This window comes from Paenibacillus sp. FSL R10-2788 (genome assembly GCF_038003885.1).
In the GTDB taxonomy this organism is placed as follows: domain Bacteria; phylum Bacillota; class Bacilli; order Paenibacillales; family Paenibacillaceae; genus Paenibacillus_AQ; species Paenibacillus_AQ odorifer.
Map to the genome: position 1 here is coordinate 2,721,364 of NZ_JBBOQA010000001.1, position 17,339 is coordinate 2,738,702.

At 33.8% G+C, this 17,339-nt stretch carries 23 protein-coding genes; 15 read left to right on the forward strand and 8 right to left on the reverse strand.

Annotated features, from left to right (window positions below; translation table 11 throughout):
- Positions 1–33 precede the first annotated feature (33 nt).
- Both NSQ50_RS11870 and NSQ50_RS11875 read right to left on the reverse strand, forming a co-directional pair.
- Positions 34–1,089: a cohesin domain-containing protein gene (locus NSQ50_RS11870; protein WP_076136087.1), complete on the reverse strand. Its 1,056-nt coding sequence runs from the start codon at positions 1,087–1,089 to the stop codon at positions 34–36.
- A gap of 620 nt (positions 1,090–1,709) precedes the next feature.
- Positions 1,710–2,567, reverse strand: a complete 858-nt coding sequence (locus NSQ50_RS11875; RefSeq protein ID WP_179088914.1) for a hypothetical protein — start codon at positions 2,565–2,567, stop codon at positions 1,710–1,712.
- 507 nt (positions 2,568–3,074) lie between these two features.
- Here NSQ50_RS11875 and NSQ50_RS31590 point away from each other — a divergent pair.
- The 4 genes from NSQ50_RS31590 to NSQ50_RS11890 are packed head-to-tail and all read left to right on the forward strand — an operon-like array spanning position 3,075 to position 3,889.
- A complete protein-coding gene (locus NSQ50_RS31590; protein WP_141240308.1) occupies positions 3,075–3,167 on the forward strand; it encodes a LexA family protein in 93 nt (30 codons plus the stop codon).
- 58 nt (positions 3,168–3,225) lie between these two features.
- Positions 3,226–3,357: a hypothetical protein gene (locus tag NSQ50_RS11880; RefSeq protein WP_256715148.1), complete on the forward strand. Its 132-nt coding sequence runs from the start codon at positions 3,226–3,228 to the stop codon at positions 3,355–3,357.
- On the forward strand, positions 3,336–3,569 hold the full coding sequence (locus tag NSQ50_RS11885; RefSeq protein ID WP_081386922.1) for a YolD-like family protein: 234 nt from the start codon (positions 3,336–3,338) through the stop codon (positions 3,567–3,569). Before NSQ50_RS11880 ends, NSQ50_RS11885 begins: the two co-directional genes overlap by 22 nt.
- 47 nt (positions 3,570–3,616) lie before the next feature.
- On the forward strand, positions 3,617–3,889 hold the full coding sequence (locus tag NSQ50_RS11890) for a group-specific protein (protein WP_076224000.1): 273 nt from the start codon (positions 3,617–3,619) through the stop codon (positions 3,887–3,889).
- 532 nt (positions 3,890–4,421) lie between these two features.
- Here the strand turns inward: NSQ50_RS11890 and NSQ50_RS11895 are convergent.
- Positions 4,422–5,609, reverse strand: coding sequence for a tyrosine-type recombinase/integrase (locus NSQ50_RS11895; RefSeq protein ID WP_340949510.1), 1,188 nt, complete (start codon positions 5,607–5,609; stop codon positions 4,422–4,424).
- 728 nt (positions 5,610–6,337) lie between these two features.
- Entirely contained in the window at positions 6,338–7,015 is a 678-nt protein-coding gene (locus NSQ50_RS11900; protein WP_340949512.1) for a hypothetical protein, read from the reverse strand.
- 286 nt (positions 7,016–7,301) lie between these two features.
- On the opposite strand from NSQ50_RS11900, the gene NSQ50_RS11905 reads away from it, so the two are divergent.
- The 9 genes from NSQ50_RS11905 to NSQ50_RS11945 all read left to right on the forward strand — a co-directional run bounded on the left by NSQ50_RS11905 (position 7,302) and on the right by NSQ50_RS11945 (position 13,783).
- Positions 7,302–7,535 (forward strand): hypothetical protein, encoded by a 234-nt coding sequence (locus NSQ50_RS11905; RefSeq protein ID WP_340949515.1) that lies wholly within the window; start codon positions 7,302–7,304, stop codon positions 7,533–7,535.
- A gap of 222 nt (positions 7,536–7,757) precedes the next feature.
- The gene (locus tag NSQ50_RS11910; protein ID WP_340949517.1) at positions 7,758–8,381 is read left to right on the forward strand and encodes a hypothetical protein; all 624 of its coding nucleotides are present in this window, start codon (positions 7,758–7,760) and stop codon (positions 8,379–8,381) included.
- A 25-nt stretch (positions 8,382–8,406) separates the two neighbouring features.
- Positions 8,407–8,784: a hypothetical protein gene (locus NSQ50_RS11915; protein WP_340949519.1), complete on the forward strand. Its 378-nt coding sequence runs from the start codon at positions 8,407–8,409 to the stop codon at positions 8,782–8,784.
- Between the two features lie 6 nt (positions 8,785–8,790).
- Positions 8,791–9,264 carry a hypothetical protein gene (locus NSQ50_RS11920; RefSeq protein WP_340949520.1) on the forward strand — a complete coding sequence of 158 codons (474 nt, stop codon included), beginning with the start codon at positions 8,791–8,793 and terminating at the stop codon, positions 9,262–9,264.
- Between the two features lie 59 nt (positions 9,265–9,323).
- Positions 9,324–10,151 (forward strand): hypothetical protein, encoded by an 828-nt coding sequence (locus NSQ50_RS11925; protein WP_340949522.1) that lies wholly within the window; start codon positions 9,324–9,326, stop codon positions 10,149–10,151.
- A gap of 324 nt (positions 10,152–10,475) precedes the next feature.
- Positions 10,476–11,369 (forward strand): hypothetical protein, encoded by an 894-nt coding sequence (locus NSQ50_RS11930; protein ID WP_340949524.1) that lies wholly within the window; start codon positions 10,476–10,478, stop codon positions 11,367–11,369.
- On the forward strand, positions 11,332–11,769 hold the full coding sequence (locus NSQ50_RS11935) for a hypothetical protein (protein ID WP_340949525.1): 438 nt from the start codon (positions 11,332–11,334) through the stop codon (positions 11,767–11,769). Before NSQ50_RS11930 ends, NSQ50_RS11935 begins: the two co-directional genes overlap by 38 nt.
- A 31-nt stretch (positions 11,770–11,800) precedes the next feature.
- Positions 11,801–12,346, forward strand: a complete 546-nt coding sequence (locus NSQ50_RS11940) for a hypothetical protein (RefSeq protein ID WP_340949526.1) — start codon at positions 11,801–11,803, stop codon at positions 12,344–12,346.
- A 21-nt stretch (positions 12,347–12,367) separates the two neighbouring features.
- Complete coding sequence (locus NSQ50_RS11945; RefSeq protein WP_340949527.1) at positions 12,368–13,783, forward strand: ApeA N-terminal domain 1-containing protein; 1,416 nt, start codon at positions 12,368–12,370, stop codon at positions 13,781–13,783.
- A gap of 78 nt (positions 13,784–13,861) precedes the next feature.
- On the opposite strand, the gene NSQ50_RS11950 is transcribed toward NSQ50_RS11945, so the two are convergent.
- Both NSQ50_RS11950 and NSQ50_RS11955 read right to left on the reverse strand, forming a co-directional pair.
- Positions 13,862–14,704: a hypothetical protein gene (locus NSQ50_RS11950; protein ID WP_340949528.1), complete on the reverse strand. Its 843-nt coding sequence runs from the start codon at positions 14,702–14,704 to the stop codon at positions 13,862–13,864.
- Between the two features lie 13 nt (positions 14,705–14,717).
- Positions 14,718–14,942, reverse strand: a complete 225-nt coding sequence (locus NSQ50_RS11955) for a helix-turn-helix domain-containing protein (RefSeq protein WP_340949530.1) — start codon at positions 14,940–14,942, stop codon at positions 14,718–14,720.
- A gap of 184 nt (positions 14,943–15,126) precedes the next feature.
- Between NSQ50_RS11955 and NSQ50_RS11960 the strand changes: the two genes are divergently transcribed.
- Entirely contained in the window at positions 15,127–15,612 is a 486-nt protein-coding gene (locus NSQ50_RS11960; RefSeq protein WP_340949532.1) for a hypothetical protein, read from the forward strand.
- Positions 15,613–15,642: 30 nt separating this feature from the next.
- Positions 15,643–15,813: a hypothetical protein gene (locus tag NSQ50_RS11965; RefSeq protein ID WP_340949533.1), complete on the forward strand. Its 171-nt coding sequence runs from the start codon at positions 15,643–15,645 to the stop codon at positions 15,811–15,813.
- 64 nt (positions 15,814–15,877) lie between these two features.
- On the opposite strand, the gene NSQ50_RS11970 is transcribed toward NSQ50_RS11965, so the two are convergent.
- Entirely contained in the window at positions 15,878–16,369 is a 492-nt protein-coding gene (locus tag NSQ50_RS11970) for a hypothetical protein (RefSeq protein WP_340949535.1), read from the reverse strand.
- A 435-nt stretch (positions 16,370–16,804) separates the two neighbouring features.
- Positions 16,805–16,990: a hypothetical protein gene (locus tag NSQ50_RS11975; RefSeq protein ID WP_340949537.1), complete on the reverse strand. Its 186-nt coding sequence runs from the start codon at positions 16,988–16,990 to the stop codon at positions 16,805–16,807.
- Positions 16,991–17,339: the final 349 nt, after the last annotated feature.

Genomic DNA, 17,339 nt, shown 5'->3' on the forward strand with positions numbered 1-17,339 from the left:
GATAGAGGAGGTAAGAGTTGGGAGGCTATTTTATTAGCTGTTAGGCAAATAGTTTGGGTTACTTAATATTTGATCCACAATATAAAGAAGGTCATCGTCATTGACGTACTCATCACCAGCTTGCTGAGCGTTGTATTTTACCGGGTCAACATCCGCCGCCAAATACTTGAAATATCTGGCGTCAATCGCTAGATCAACCAAGGTGAATTCTCCTGATTTGTTGACATCTGTTGCTTCAATTATGATGCTGTCCTCTAAACAGTTTTCTTTCTCAAGATCATATTCCTGCTCTGTATCTGCAATCCTAGCTTTTGTGGAATCGACTACTGCTGTTCCTATGGCTTTCGCCTTGAACTTCAACTTCAGAATAACTGTGTCTTTATTAATCCCGTAGTCTTCACCTTTGCTGGCTACGATAAAGCGTAGAGTACCGTTTAAGTCGGTTGGTGTGTTGTATACTTTATAGCCAGCAACCTCTTCAAATCCAAGATACTGTAGGTGTTGATTGTCATACTTTATTTCAAAGTCTTCGGCATAAATATCTTTTACATTTTTAAGTGTAATTCCTGCTGTGAACTCTTGACCTACTCCTACCTTTTCTTTTTCGATCGTCACATCAAGTGTAGGATTCAGGACAGGTGTTGGTGTCTTTTTTACAAAAACTTTTAAATCATATAAAAAGCCTGGGCTTCCTTCTGTACCAGTTCGTGCAAGAGTTATTTTTTTAACTCCTTTTAAGTTTAAAGTTGTGTAACCTCCACTTCCTCCAGCGACAGTAGTATTACTCATTCCATTGTCATAATTAAAAATTATTGCAACACCTGCCCCATAAATTCCACCTACTGAGTAAGATGAATAACCCGAAATATCGATAGGATTCTCAAAGGAAATAGTATAATGATTGTACATTTGGGTGCCTGTGGTATTATTATTGTCGGTAAAACTAAGATTTTCAATAGTGCTATTTGCAATTACAAATGGTTTTCCTGATAGATAATCGTATACGTCCTCCGGCACACTTTCTGCATGAATCTTACTTATAGGCAAAAGTAAAGTTAATAGAAACGTAAGAAAGAAAAGTTTTTTCATTATACACCCCTTGGATAATTTTTATCGACAGGAAAATATCTTTAGTTCTTAATTTCCTGTAGATTTTATTAGTTCAATATATGTTGGAACTGCGACGAATCAAATGTTTCGGATTCCATAAATCAAATGAGCATTTTATGTACTAAGTTTATAAAACAATACTTCTCCTTTCTTCTTAGAATGAGAACCCAATAACAATACAAGCTCGATAAGATTATTACAATAAATGGGTTTCGTCCAAACATTTTTTTGTATATATGGTATAAATATATTAAATTCACCATTTATACATAATCATTCCAATTGCGAAAAAGCTCGTGTTTGTTAAGCAATAGTTTGTTCGGTATGATGCGTACATACTTTATGATAGTTTCACGCTTTGTTATAAGGCAGAAATTCATTTGGAGTAATACTTCCAAAGAAGAGTTAAAGACAATTCTTTAGAGGATTAATATCTACTTGGATTAACCTTGCAGGCGTAGCTGAGCAGTCGAGATAGTGTCTATAGGTTGTTCTGATATATGGGAAGCGAATATTGGTACTGCCAGTAACATACTTAAATTTTGTGAAAATAAAAAAATCCACGTCAACCTGAAGTGATTGGCGGGGATTTTTTCTATTTATTCGCTTGTAATATACTCACTAACTTCAAAGGTAAGTATCTTATCGAATACAACATAGTCTTTACGTTTGCTGAACGGACCTTTATTGTTTGAATGCTTATCAATAGCATATGATCCTGCACCTCTGCCTGCATCGCGAGCATCGTACCAGTTCAAATATGCATTCACTTCAGCAATAGGTAGGTCATATTCTTTTTCTGTTCCATTCACCAGTGTAATAGTAAGAATCGCTCGATCGCCTGTTGGTTGTTCTGGAGTTGCTGAAGGTTTTGGCGTCACTGTTGGTGTTGGTGTAACAGTTGGGCTAGGGGTACTTGTAGGTACTGGAGTAGCCGTTGGTGTTGCTGTAGGTGTTGGAGTAGCGGTTGGTTCAACTGTTGCAGTTGGTTGCGGCGTTGACGTAACTTCTGATGAAAACAGATCAAATTCTTTAACATACTTGTTATTACCATCATATGAAACCATCATAATATATTCAACATCTGTAATTGGTTTAGGCGTTTTAATTTTGCTACCTTGTAACATTAAACCTCGGCTAACAGAAATGCCATCATCAAAAAAGACCCAAGTATTGGACCCGAATTTTTTGTACTGTAGAACAACATACAGATCGCCATAAAAACTGTAACTATCGATCGTTGTCGGAGTATCAAATTTATAATATACACGACGATCAGGTGTGCTACTATGTCCTACTTGTGCCACGGTGCTTAGGTCGCCGTCTGTGGCTTCTGTAACTTTAACGGTTCCCATCGAACCGAGGGAACCATAAGTTAACGGCTTACCGTTAAGTAATCCACCTTCTTCGGCTGAAACTCCAGTAATCGGTATAATAGTGAAGATAAGCAAAAACATCAAAATAATTTTAATCTTTTTCATACAAAGCTCTCCCTTATAAATTATGTATTTTTTCCAATATCTTATGAAGTTTACCCATAATAAAGGATTATGTCTAAACATTAATACCTATATATGTAATAAAATGATTCGGATTCACAGATTTATTTACTTTAAATTCCAGATAATGAATGTGTTATGTCTTGATTATAGAACATTAGTTTGGTTACACAAACGTTCTTATTTTTTGGGGGCTATCAACGTGCATATGCGGATTGGTAAACCGTTGAAATTGTTTACTAAGATAAAGTTGGCAAAATTACTCAGCGCAAAATTGAAGTTAAAGGTATAAAGGACGGAAAGATTCGTGCAACATGCTTAAATACAGGAGCACCAAGATTGTTTCTAATGGTAAATATATTAGCTTGGCAGCCAAGTGATAAAGGAGCAATTGCATGAAGCCATTAACGGATAAAGAGAAAGAAATGCTCAGATCATTAATTAAGATGATCAAAATAATTCACTATCCACCAACTACGTGAACTTGCTAGGGAGGTAGGGTTGTCATCTACAGTGGTAATACATGCGCACATGGAGCGCTTGAAGAGTAAGGGGTAAATACAGAGAGGTAACATGCCACGAGCATTGAGAGTTATTAAGGGAGTCGACGAAGACAATGAAATCACAACAGCGTAAGAAACTTGAAGGTAATGGTCTTTGGGAGGGAAGTCGGATGTTAATGCCTGAACATAAAAATAGGATTCTGGACGATCCGCTAAATGAAGGGTGCGATCAAAGCCTGATTTAGATTCCCAAGAATTAGCTGAAATCTCACAGGTATTAGCTCAATCTTTAGAGGATTGTAGTCTCATCACAATTACATTGTTTGGGGAATATGAGGACAGATCCATCCATGGGATAATCATGAGAGTAGATCAGCACCTTAGACAGATTAAGTTTCGTTATGGCGAGGATTGGGATTGGATTAAAATAGAGGACATTATTGGAGCAAGTTCGTAATAAAACTTTGATGTACCGTTTATATGAAGATGTAAGGAGTTTGTGAGATGAGTGATGGTAAGAATTTAGTTACTATTAATATAGATAAATCGGAGATATTATTAATCTGCCGAGAAAAAATAGAGAAATTACTTGATGAATTAGATAATGAGTACGTATTTTGGGATACAACAGAGCTTGAAAAACGAACTTTTATGAGTTGGAATTCAATTCAAGATACATTTTTTTTTGATGATAGATTTCCAAAATATAAAATCGGTGGGAAATGGTATGATCCGGTTAAAGAGACAAGTGCTTTTTTTGGAAAAGTGGCTAAGTGAACAAAAGCAAATAATTGTTGATTGGGAGAAGTTTGAAGAAGAGGTGCGATGAAACATATGAATAAGCACCATCAGTTAATGGTGGGGCTTATATGCTGGTCATTGGTGATAATTCTGGTTGCTAAAATGTTAAGAGTGCAGCTTTCATTTTTTCTCTTCAACTAATAGATTTACCATAATACTGACTGTACACTTTTTGAAGTTGGCTTCTCCAGATAACATTTATTAAAGTAACTGAGAGGGCTGCCTGAGTTGTGAAAAAGATAGCCCATTTTTTTATGAGAAGAAAAATTTCGTCCTCAATCCGTCCCCAAGAGCAAGATTCACAAATTTATAGAGCGGCATCGATGATCGAAAAAAAGAAAAAGCTTTATATAATAAGGCTTTTTCAGTATAGGACGGATGGGGTTCGAACCCATGACCCCTACCCTGTCAAGAATGCGAGAGCTAATTATTGTGTATCAATTAGTCCTAGTAATCTTGAAGAATCTTTATAAATCAAGCTTTTGCAAGTTTTATGAAAATGATGATATCAAACAATCTTAACTAGTTTATCCTGTTTTAATGTTTCCTGCCCCCCAAAATGCCCCCCAAAAATGTTACCGATACTCTTTGCAGCGTCCTCTTGCATAGTGGGTAACAAGTGAGAATATGTGTCCAAAGTAATCTTCACGGAGGAGTGTCCAAGTCTCTCAGAGACTATTTTGGGATGGATACCTGCCAATAAAAGAAGGGTAGCATGAGTATGTCTCAAATTGTGAAAAGTTATTTTTGGAACACTAATTTTATCGAGCAGACTGTAGTATGTTCTCATTAAATTTCTTGGGGAACAAGGGCTTCCATTGTTGGTGCAGATTACTAAATCATTGTCCGTATATTGCTTTCCTTCATTCTCTATTTCCTTTTTCTCAATTTGAATTAAATTAAAAAGTTTGATAAGTGAAACTTTGGTATCTACATCAATAGCAATAGCTCTTATGCTACTAACAGTTTTAGCTCCACTAGTCAAAGTTTTCCCATCATGAGAAAGTGTTTGTGTGACTCGAATTATACTGTTTGGAATATCTACATCTTTCCAGCGAAGACCAAGCAATTCACCTTGACGCATTCCTGTTGCAAGTGCCAACTTAAAACAAAAGCTGTAACGACTTTTATCCACTGACTCATGAATGAACTTTCTGGCTTGGTCTGCATCCCAAACAACAATCTCTTTCTTTGTAACTTTTGGCTTGTCGATAATGTACAAAGCAGGGTTTTCTTTTATAATTCTTAACTTAATAAGTGCATCGTTAAGAGATGTGTTAATGATATTGTAAATCTTTTTTACTGAACTTTCTTCAAGCCCTTTTTCACGAAATTGGGTAATTGACTGTTGTATGTGAGTAGAATTTAATTTCCCCAATTCTTGTTGACCGCAGACTGAAGGTTTGATGTGATTATTAATATGGCTTAAATACATTTTTTTTGTTTCGTCACCCAATCGTTTAGCTGGAAACCATGTGTTAAGCAAATAATCAATGAATCTAGTTTTACTAGGCTCGATGTAGTTGCCTTCAAAATAATCATTCATTGCTTTTGTCATTGCTTTTAAAGCATCATCTTCAGTTAAAAACCCTTTTTTTCTAATTGTATTTCTCTTATTAGTTAAAGGATCTTTACCCGCTTCAAACTCATACCAATACTTATTTTTCTTTTTTGATTCATCTTTATATACAGGCAAACAAACACCTCCTTATTAAGGATAATAAGAGGGTAGAGGTTCACTCATATCTCACTCTTATTATAGCTTTTTATCAACTTAAAAGTGAAGATCAATTACGCACTCCATCTGTTCGAATAATGATTTTGTTTAAATAAATCAAACCCGACCTTTATTTCTCTGATTATAATTATATATTTATTAATAAAAAAATCAATAATATATATATATTTATCAATGAAATACGAAAATATTAAATAAGTAAAGGAGTAAGGGGTTATAAAAAACATATGGGCTTTCAATTATACCCTCCCTGTCAAGGTGATAATCATACCTAATGAAAAAACAACACTCTCATAGCCGCTCTATCAGTTTGTTTTACCTTAAAAAAGAAATGGAATGTTTGTGGCTCCCAATACTGAAACTCTCTTACAGACAGCCCTAGCAGGTCTGAACCGCTAATCTACTTACAAGGTACATGCTCATCTGCTCTCAACAGATACATGTACCTCGCTTCATCTCATCAGCTACAATAACTTATTATGCACTTCCCTTTCTTCATTCATCCCTAACAACTACCCTCTAACATCGAGACAACCACAAATTCATAAGAATACTATAAGTAAATCAGAGTTAAAATTGATGTAGCTGTCTAATAGACGGTATATAGTCACTTCTGGATTTCTTTGTAATAGGGATTTTTGGTCTTAGAAAAAGCCCACTCGTCAGTGGGCATGGAATAACACATGTTATTTTATTTTGGAGAAATCAATTTTGTAAGTTACAGACAATTCTTTTCCTGCAAACAAATATATCAATTCTGCGGGTTTACTTAAATCTATTTTATTAATATCAAAAGTAGGCATAAGCGAATTCCTATAAGCTGGAGAATCAGGCCAAATCACGGTTGTATCAGCCATTTCATCTCTTCCGCCTATTGATAAAGGCTGATGAATTTTTTCTCCCTGTTTTAAAACTATATTTATAGTACTTGCAAAATCTATGTCATTTCCATATGCTACTACACTAAAGTTTAGTGTTTGATTATTTAAAAACATTTTTTTAACCTTCTTTGCATCTGCAAGATTGTATTCTTTATATTTGTTCGAGGCAATGTAAGATTGTCCTACAATCAAAGAATAGGGTGTAATCATAGATACTTCAGGTTGCCATATCTTCATTTTGTCATACAAAATAGAAAATTTCTGGCTTCTTTGAAAATTCCCAAAAGAACTTGAACCATCATGACCAGTCTTGATAGCATTTTTCATTTGCTGGTCTGATAGGTTATAAATGTTGTTTTTAATACTTTGGTTTGTTTGGTTTTGAGTAGCAGATACATTTTTCACTTGTGCCTGTGGTGTAGCAAAAGCAGGACTTGCAAATAAAAGAGAAGTAATAATAAATGAGCCGACAACTTTTTTCAATTTCAATAAGCCTCCAATAATTTGTAATATTATTATATTATCCCACTATTGTTATTAGGTCTATAGACTTAGTGGATTATTTGGATGTGGTCTGAAGTATGAGGGAGAGAAGTGATTTAACAGTCTTGCTATGAGAAATTTCTTTATTTGCTTTATTTACCCTTTCCTCACTTTTAGTTTTAGCAATGTTTTACATAGTGTGAAACCTCTAACAACGTACAAACGCACAAGATGTATGGTAAAATAATCCTGTATAACAAATATCGACAAATGAGGTGAGAGCAATATGAAAAAAATTGAGTATGGTCAACTCTCAAAAAGAAGCGATAGAATCGGATACTCTTGGAATTTTTATCGTGCTGAGTCTGAAAAAGGATTTGACGATAATTTAGGACTTCTTGATGTACTTAATATGTTGGGAGAACAAGGTTGGGTACTTGCAATACAAGAATCGAATAATGAGAAGAATGGGGAAAAAGAATACATACTGTACAAAGAGTTGTCCAACGAGAATGAATAACACCTTCATCCTATCATTTTCAGTTGCAATTGGCTCCATAATCATGCTCATTCTAAACTTGTTGCTTATCGGGAATAGTTTAGCAACGATGATTCTTGGGACATCTACTGCACTGAACTGTGCTGTGTTAGTAACTTTCTATAGGGAAGAGTCTGTAGAGGCGTTGAAAAGAATATTTATTAGACGATAGCTTAAACAGAACGTAGAAGGGAAGCAAAATATATGAAATATGGTCTTTTAGAGAATGGTGTAGACTCCTTAAAATCTGCTTATACCAGCATTGATAAAATTTCATACCTCCATGAAGGTATAGAACATAATATCAAGGATGCAATCCTATCATTAAATCACGCTATTGAAATCTTAATGAAATTAATACTTAAAGGAGAAAGAGAATATTTGATTTTTAGCGATATTGGTAAGTATATGAACGCTAAGAAACAAATGATCATACAGGGGAAACCAACTGTTTTCGATGTAGGGCATGATCTAAAAACAGTTTCATTATTAGAGAGTGTTAAACGATTGCAGTTGTTGTGTGATATTGAACTTCCAAAGGTATTTATAGCTGGAATTGATAATTTCAACGTAACCAGAAACAAACTCATGCATTATGAACTTGAATTGTCAGAGGCAGAAGTTAATGAGACAACAAGAGACCTAAAAGGACTATATGAAGAAGCTGTTAATTTTTTCGGGACATATATAGATAATATTGCTGAATTATTAGAAGCTGCAAGGTTCGAATCTACTGATTCAGATTATGCAGAGGCAATGGCTGAATGGTATCAAGATATGGCGTACGATGAATATGTAGAGCAACAGCTTGAGCGGGAAAATGACTAATCAAATTGAAATAGGAGGATAAAACATGTCTGAATACAATGATATTCAAATAAACTTAGAAAATATGACAATTAAAATAGAGGGCGAACATGAGATTTTTGGAGGAGCTGACCTTCAATTAAAAGCAGCAAAAACAATCATTGAAATGATGGACTTTAAGTTTGCACATGAAACAGACTATGGATACTCTCAGAAAGCACATATACAGTTGATTAATTCAATAGGGAAGTCTATCAAAAACGAAGGTGTATATCCTGATGAGATGCCTAATATTCAAGTTGTCCAAAGCTTTTTAAACTGGTTCATTGAAGATGAAAAGCTACATGAGAATAAGGTATACGCTGAGTTATTAAAGGATGAAGAAGAGAATATGGGTGAATACGATTTCCACGAGGAGCCATAACTATATATGTGGGATGTTCCAGAAGAAATAAAAGCGGATAAGGAAAAGATAATCAGTATACTTAGACAAACAGGGATCAGGGTGGAAGAAGAACAGATTGTTTTTGTAGACAGTGGAAATCCTCATAAGCCAAATTATCCAAGAGGTAAAGTTGCCATCTATGCATTTCAATATAAAGGTAGATTCTTGAAAATCGGAAAAGTGAGTGAAAAGAACAAGTCAAGATTCTATAGCCATCATTATCATCCTAGTAGAAATCAAAGTAATTTATCTAAATCTATTCTTTCAGATCCAGAAATGAGTGTACATAGTTTAGATGCTGATAGTGTAGGAGACTGGATTAGGTTGAACACCAAGCGGGTTGATTTGATAATTGATGTATCGTTAGGGATGTTTGCACTAAACCTCATAGAAGCGATCCTACACTGTATGTACAAACCGAAGTATGAAGGCTTAAAAAATTTAAGAGTGGACTTATAATGTAAATAGGAAGCATTTTCAAAAAAATATTTTCCATTGAGGATGGAGCGAAAATATAAGTGTGGGAACAGATAGCAGGTTTATCCCTAAAGACAATAAGTTGGGGAGGTATTTTGGCATTTTTCGCAGGTCTGATTACGATATTGAGGAAGATACAACCAATAACTACTTTGACTTCTTCAAATTTTGAAAGAACTATGCTTACAAAAGAAAAGAGAATGTTGATCAAACTATTACGATTTATATTTCAGTCTTTAATATATATGTTTGTTCTCGGATTTGCATTATATTGCTTTTATGGTCTGTACACTAACACATTTCTAAATATATCGAAAAAAACAATGCAAGTAATCCCAAGTATCTTTTCATTTGTTCTTTTTAGTTCTAGTATGTTTCTGAGCCATTTGATACTTTCTGAGAAAAGTATTGTTGAGCGGATTACCGGAAATAGAAAAGTCTATGTATTAACCTTTTTAATAACTTTTACTTTATTTATACTATCCTCTACTCTTTTTATTCCGAGTCTTATTGCCCCTCTTGTGATTAAAGGAGAAATTCAATATAACAATAATTCAGAGCTTTTAGTTGTCGTTGTGGCTTTTGCAATGATTTTCTTTATTTATAGTATTGTGATGATGGGTGGATCAAAGTTCTATCTATCACAACTCGATAAAAAGTTGAAAATATCGAGTGGAGAATATTTTTATATTCAGGAAAATGAATCTTCTGATAAATGGTATGTGTATTATCCGACTAATAGCGATTTGTACTTATTAGGGGATACCCTGTCACCTAAAGAAACTAATGTATTCAGAACAATGCAAAAAAAGGATCTATTAGCACAAAAAATTTATGTTCAACGCAGAAGTGATGAAGAAGCTGAATAGTAAGTTTCATAGACATTCTATGGTTGATGGGAGATATTCATACATTAATGCCCTAAAAAATACAATTGAGAATTATTAGTAATCAAACAGGTTATACCTATACTAAGGATAGTGTGCTTTAAAACAAAAAATCACCTTATATACACTAAGCCTAGTTTAACGTCTAGGCTTTTTGCCATCTCTTTAAGAGATGCTATACGTAGTAAAACCCAAAATATTGATGCTATTGTACTATTTTCCGTGTTAAAGTATTACTGGATGATAGGATTCGACAATAACTTATGATTTGGTTTGCTTATTATGAAAACAAGGGAGCTAATTGTTATGGATAATGATAATTATGATCCGCTAAAAGATTTTAGAGAGAAATATAAGAAAATTGCTCAGCATTGGCAAGAACAGCAATCACAAGCTAGAATTGCATATGCAAATAGTATTCAACAAATTGCAGAGGCATCGGCAAATTTAAGCAAGAAGTTAGAAGCCCCTATTCAAAGATGGACAGTATTTTCACAAAAACTTGGACAATTTGCTATAACTATATCTGAATCAATAAAAAGACTAACTGACAATACTGAGCGCTATAAAATGATTATGTTGGAATTCAATTTCCCACCACACTATGATATGGAGTTCTCAGATATAAGCGAATTTCCAGAGTTTTATGATAAATACGGCCCAGAGAGAGCTAAAGAATTCATAGAAAATAAATTACTGTCTTATTTTAATCAAGCAATGCTTGAAGGATATCTTAAGCAATGGAAAACAATAGAATGGTTAGACAATAGAAGCTCGATATTAGAAGAGGTTATTAATAATCATATCAATGGAAGATATTATAGTTCAATCGCTTTACTACTACCACAGATTGAAGGAGTAATTATTGAAAGAAGTAATAAGTCAGGATATATAACACAAGCAGAAGTTAAACGTCTTGCTGAATCAATTTTAAATGAATCTAGTCAATTTTCATTTGATGATGCAGTTAAATCATTCTACATAAAACTTGTTCACGAGAAGTTTGATCACGGAGAAGCTATCAACTCACCTTTGAGCAGACATGCAATATTGCATGGTGGTGATACTAAATTTGGATATGAGATAAATTCGTTGAGATGTATATTGTTTTTTGATTATTTAATTGACAAGTTAAAGGTTAACGGAAGCGAGGGAGGAGAACATGAGCAGTCTAATTGCCATAGCCAGAAACCTGAATGATTCTCTTACCGATTACACGACTATCCATGATGAGATATTTAAGAAATCTCTTAGAAAGACTATTCCGTTACCATTCATATTTAAAGCAATCAACTTTCAGGACTTAGAGTACAGGCTTCAGAACATTCATAATGATCTGTCAAGATATAAGACGCAAGTTAATGACATAAAGCAATCAGGAAGCGAAGATACCAACAAGTGCAATTTATTTATTGATTACGTTGATAAGCTTATGTATGCTGTGCAACTACTACAGGGCATAACACACAATCTGCTTATAAAAAGTCAAGGAAACAATAGCTATAAACTTAGTGAACATAATGACTTAGTTAAGAGGTATGAGAAAGCTGTAGACGCTTATTATTCACTTGGAGATTCAATGAATAGTGTATTTGCTTAATAATTACATATAAAAGTCAGGAGTAAGAAGAATGGCTCAAAGCGTAAAAGAGTTCACAGCACAATTGACTAGTATATCTGCAAAAATGGTATTAGATGATTGGACTTGGAAAGTGTTCGGATATAAAAAGCGTCCCAAACGTGGAACAAAGTTTAATCGTTTTGTAAATCAAAAGAAGCTTGTTAGTGAAACATTTCTTGTTCGTGAAATATTTATCTCTTGTTTTTCATCTGGAATTATCACAATACAATTTAATAGAAACATGTTCGAGAGGATTTTGGATTTTATGCTTGAACGATTTCTAAATACAGAAGGGATAATTAATGCTTTAAGATTTGACTCTAAAAGAGAAGCTAAGAATTATTTATTAGAAGGTCTACGAGAATATGCTGGAATAGATCTCGATTCCTTCGTATCAGTGTTTATTAAACGTGCTTCAGACTTTACTGAGGATACTTTTAATAAAGGTTGGCTGGTGAGTGCTTCTAGATTGACGGTTGATAAAGATAGTCCTTGGGTCATTATTAACAATTCAACTAGAGAAAACTTCAACATTAAATTTGTGGATGACTTATAAAATGATAGGGTGGTGCTAAATTTGAGTAAATATCCTAAAATGTATGATACCTTTGAATATCCAGGAGTATGGTGGATTGCCGGAGAGGAAGGAAACAAAGTTGGAGGGGTTTTAAAGTTTACGGTAAATGACATATTATTAGAATTAAATGGTGAAGGAATAAATATCCTTAACTTTCGAAGTGATGTTCAAAGATTAGCAGTTATTCATGGCAACTGCCTTGAGGGAGCAATTACCCTTCTTGATGGTTTTCCTCATAATCAACAGACCAAATATAGTACAGGCAAAAGTAATCCTCATAGCATTCTAACTCTTAGTTTCACTAGGTTACTAATTGGAGAACACTATCAGAACCTTCAAGACATTGTTTTTCCAGAATTATCTTTTGAGTTTTCTAATTTTAATGAGTGGATAAACTTTTCACCGATTGAGGTTGAACATCTTGAGAAGGGAATACAAATAAGTGTAAAAACTTTTGAGACAGTTGAATCGTATGTTAACGATATAAACGCGAAAATCACATTTACATATACTTTTGGAAATTCAGGAGAGAATTTTTCTTACCAGCAACTATACTACAAGAACTTTATTACAATTCAACCCGATAGTCCTCAATCATTGGAATGGTATGAGAAAGTTGCGAAGAAATTTAAAGATTTATTATCTATACTTACGGATACAAATATATTTATGGAGTATGTGGAGCACTCTACAATAGAGAAACGTATTAGATATTATCGTACTTCTTTTAATGATTATATGAAGGTGAAAATAAGTCCGTATAGAGGGTTCTTGATCCCATTTACAATGATAAAGGATGATATTGAAGATATCTTGAATAAGTGGTATTCACTAAACATAAATTCAAGTGCATTAACGTATGTGAATATCATAGCAAATAGTAAGTATATGTTTGTCGAAGATATATTCTTAGGATATAGCAAGGCGCTTGAAAGTGCACATAGAAATAGTTTTTCAGAGAATAATAAATTCGTTGCTGAGGATGTATACAACCAGATTAAAGGTAAAATGTTATCAGCCATTAAAATTGAAGCTCCAGGAAACTTGTACAATAAGCTAGTGTCTACGTTGCAATACGCTAATGAATTCGGATTTCAAAGAAGGATTCAAGAAATTATCAAATCATTAGACCCGAAAATTAAAGATATAGTACTTATGGGATTAGAGGTAAGAGATTTTGCTGATATCGTTCGGATAAATAGAGATTATAATACTCACTTCGGAGAAATAAGCGATAAATTGTTTTCACCTCATCAATTCATGAGCATTAATGAGAGTTTGAAATTAATAATGCTGAATACAATACTTAGACAAATTGGAATTTCTGATGATCTCCTCTGGACGATACTGAATTTTAATAAAAATTGGATAGGCTATTTGAATAACAGTAAGGAATTATTTGAGAATAATAAGTGAAATATAAGCCCAGAGACATATTCTCTAGGGCTTTTTTTATGTGTCCGAATATCTGAGGGTCGGAACGATGGTCATTCATTACACCTTGTTATGTAAGTTGTGAATTACTTTATCTAATCTATAAATAATTTGATTAAAATAGTGGATATTAATATAAAGAGTAGGCTCATCAACACTTACTCCTGTTGGATGTCCTAGATCATTTCTTAATTGCCTAATAAAATCGAATGTTTTTAAGTGTATATCAATATTCTCTAATCCAAGTTGAGCAATGAAATCTTTTTTTGGTGTTAAATAATTTAGCAGACCACTTAGTCTATCGCTTGCTCTTTTTTTATTAATGACTTTGCTATTAAAATTGTTGATTTCATCTTCCGAACTCTCCACTTTTAAATAGTCTAAGAATGAATATGCTAAATCAATTATTACCTTTTCAATTGCACAGCCTAGCATGGTAGCAGCCGCTAAGTATGCACCATTAATAGCACAGTTGCATGATTCAATGAAATAGGTTTTAACAATTTCGTCTACGGAAGAATCATTAACCATTTTAATTGTGTTTTCATAGTATGCAACGTGATCAACTGAAGGTAATACTATGTTGATTTGATTAAGCTCTTTAGAAGTTAGAATTCCAATCATGATTTGATTGATATAAACAGTAGCAAATGAATCTGAAATATTATTAATATAGCTATGTAATTTATCTATATGTGCTTGTAATGGATCCATTCTTTCTATTGGAACCTTTAGCAGTATGTCATATCTGTAGGGGTTTTGATCTCCATAATTGTTTAAATCGCTTCCAGCTTCGACTTTTACAATAGAAAGGAGGGTTAAGATGTCTTCTTCATTTTTAAATTCCAGATATTCTCTCAGAGAATTAATGAATAGCTCTTTGTCGAAATGAATTTTTCTCATGATCTACCTCCAATTATTCGTTAATCGCTTCTTCTTCAAACTGCATGAGCATTGATATGTCAGTTATGTTTAGGGCTGAGGCTATTTTCTCTAAAATCAAGAGGTTAACCTCTTGTCTTTCTCCGCTACAAAGTGTAGAAATTCTAGATTGAGGTACACCTGTCATTGCTTCTAATTGCTTTTGTGTCACTCCTTGTTTCTTTAATACTTCCTTGAGCTTAATTTTAATTTTTAACATAACGAAAGAAACCTCCTAAAATTTAGTTGACAAAATATCGCTATAAGAGTATATTCTGAATATCGCTATAAGCGTATATAACTATTTCATATTATCATTTCTCAAAAGGAATGTACATGCATTTCCTTATTTATCCATGCCCATTTTCCCATTATCAGCGATACAACTAAAGGAGACGATAACATTGACTCAAACGATTGCTAAGCACCAAGTATTAAAGCTTCAAAAGCTGAATACGGTAAGTATTTCAATTAAGAATCCTAAAGCATCAAATAAACATGTAACAATAGAAGATATCCTAACTCATTGCGAGATCTCACCAAAAGCAACTATTGTAATCGAACACTTAAAATTCTTTCTCAAAACTAATGAAGACCGTAACACATTCATCAATGAATATGAATCCAGACAGTTATGGAGAGATAGAAAAAAAGGTCTGAAAGTGTTAGTGCTTTTTAAGGAGATTGGATCGTATCACTACATAAATTCATCATTGGAACATTTAGAAAAAATGAGTCTGCTAGACGCTTTAGAACACCTATTCCAGCAACCTATTAACATTGTTATGGTAGAGCAATTTATAGAGTCTAAAGCCACACTTAAGAAAATGTATAACCTTAAACAAGCCAATCCTAAACTATTGTTAATGGACGCTCTGTCACACGTATAGACTTGATTTTATGAAATTGGAGGATAAACAATGAAATGTGTAATAGTGACAGATTTTTGTTTTGAGTATCATTGTGGATTTACAATTGGGAAAGTATATGAGGTATTCACTAATTTTAATGGTGAGGAATATGCCATTGATGATGAGGGTAGACAAAATTTTGCAATAGCCAATTGTGTGAAAATTAAGCGGATGAGTTAATGCAAAAATAAAGCACCTCAGACTTCTTTAAGAGTCTAAGATGCAAATCTTGTGGATAACTTCGTCAAAAATCAAACATTTTAGTGACCGCACCAGTAGTTTTGTCAACATCGTACCAATTAAATGTTGCAGTATGACCTTCGCCAGTTGTCTGATTATCAATTACTATCTCATAAACATGGATTGTATAAGTAGTTGGTGTTTCAGTGTCAACTTCAACAGTGTAAACAGACGAGAATGGGCCATATTTGTTTTTTACAATTTGCACTGCTTGAGCTGCGGATACTTTAGCTGTTGGCTGCTTACCTATGTATAATCCGTCACCATATAAACCCACTTGTTTACCAATAGCTGTGCCAATACTTTTCACAGGCACATAAGTAGTTCCCTTGTAAATAAATCCATCAGTGGCGGTCTTTTTAGTTCCATCAACAAAAATGCTGAGTTTCTTAGCAACTACATTAATATTTACTCCACTTGCAGCAAAAGCGGTTACTCCAGTAAGTAAAGATCCAATGGTCAATCCTACAACTAAGCCTTTTACTTTGTCATTCATCTGTCGAATCTCCTTCTACTATGGTCTATATTGGGAATTCGACAGTAATATACAGATAACCTTTTTAGTGTGTTGCACTATCTGGAAGAGAGGAGAAAGGAACGTAGTGAACGCTTGCAACTAGGATCCATACAACATAAGAATGGTGCTTATCCTCTCAGAAAGGACAAACACCACAAGCGTTAAGCTACTTCACTAAGGGAAGTCATTAAGATTCCCATAGTCCCTTACACATTATATATCATAATAATTTACTAAATGAACGTGGAGTAGGTAACGTTAAACCAATGATGATAGCTAAATGTATTATGGAATTGGAGAGGATTTATGGGATAAAGAATGGTGGAGACAGAAAGTCAGAACGACATAATGCCGCTTTGGTTTCTCAAGAAAACCTCGCAGACTCTATCGGCATCAATAAAACTTAAACTAGTTTCAGATATCAGAAGATTCCTCCCTATTAAAACCATCATCAGTTGTCCTGTAATAATAGGTATCCATTGCTCCCACTATAGAGATTGAGTATCCGTAAGGAGGTTTTTGTTTAGTCTTCGGTTGATCGCTATCCGGTTTATCGGTTTTAATATTACAACTATTTTTAGTAATATGTTCTTTTTTCATTTCAATACATCTCCTACGTTAGGGATAATCATATCATTACCATTAAAACGAGAAATAAACGCTTATCTATTATTAGAGACTAACAGGATTTATTGACAACGTTGGAGTATTAGAGTGGGTTTGACAAAGGAAAAGCGATTGACTTAACAAATGACTTCCTCGTTACTAACAAGCACATGGTAGATGTCATTGCTCAGTTGTTAGTTTATAAAGGCAGTTATGGTTTGAAGAATATAACAGTAATGGCGATATATTCTATTGAAATGTGTAAGGACAGTATTGATGAGTATAAGAAGATTATGAAGAGATATTAAAGCCAATGAGATTGATCAGACATGTTCAAATGTTG

Coding starts and splice junctions, on each gene's coding strand:
- NSQ50_RS11870 (WP_076136087.1), bottom strand. CDS start 1,089: ATGAAAAAACTTTTCTTTCTTACGTTTCTATTAACTTTACTTTTGCCT.
- NSQ50_RS11875 (WP_179088914.1), bottom strand. CDS start 2,567: ATGTTTTTGCTTATCTTCACTATTATACCGATTACTGGAGTTTCAGCC.
- NSQ50_RS11880 (WP_256715148.1), top strand. CDS start 3,226: ATGAAATCACAACAGCGTAAGAAACTTGAAGGTAATGGTCTTTGGGAG.
- NSQ50_RS11890 (WP_076224000.1), top strand. CDS start 3,617: ATGAGTGATGGTAAGAATTTAGTTACTATTAATATAGATAAATCGGAG.
- NSQ50_RS11905 (WP_340949515.1), top strand. CDS start 7,302: ATGAAAAAAATTGAGTATGGTCAACTCTCAAAAAGAAGCGATAGAATC.
- NSQ50_RS11910 (WP_340949517.1), top strand. CDS start 7,758: ATGAAATATGGTCTTTTAGAGAATGGTGTAGACTCCTTAAAATCTGCT.
- NSQ50_RS11915 (WP_340949519.1), top strand. CDS start 8,407: ATGTCTGAATACAATGATATTCAAATAAACTTAGAAAATATGACAATT.
- NSQ50_RS11920 (WP_340949520.1), top strand. CDS start 8,791: ATGTGGGATGTTCCAGAAGAAATAAAAGCGGATAAGGAAAAGATAATC.
- NSQ50_RS11930 (WP_340949524.1), top strand. CDS start 10,476: ATGGATAATGATAATTATGATCCGCTAAAAGATTTTAGAGAGAAATAT.
- NSQ50_RS11935 (WP_340949525.1), top strand. CDS start 11,332: ATGAGCAGTCTAATTGCCATAGCCAGAAACCTGAATGATTCTCTTACC.
- NSQ50_RS11940 (WP_340949526.1), top strand. CDS start 11,801: ATGGCTCAAAGCGTAAAAGAGTTCACAGCACAATTGACTAGTATATCT.
- NSQ50_RS11950 (WP_340949528.1), bottom strand. CDS start 14,704: ATGAGAAAAATTCATTTCGACAAAGAGCTATTCATTAATTCTCTGAGA.
- NSQ50_RS11955 (WP_340949530.1), bottom strand. CDS start 14,942: ATGTTAAAAATTAAAATTAAGCTCAAGGAAGTATTAAAGAAACAAGGA.
- NSQ50_RS11965 (WP_340949533.1), top strand. CDS start 15,643: ATGAAATGTGTAATAGTGACAGATTTTTGTTTTGAGTATCATTGTGGA.
- NSQ50_RS11970 (WP_340949535.1), bottom strand. CDS start 16,369: ATGAATGACAAAGTAAAAGGCTTAGTTGTAGGATTGACCATTGGATCT.
- NSQ50_RS11975 (WP_340949537.1), bottom strand. CDS start 16,990: ATGAAAAAAGAACATATTACTAAAAATAGTTGTAATATTAAAACCGAT.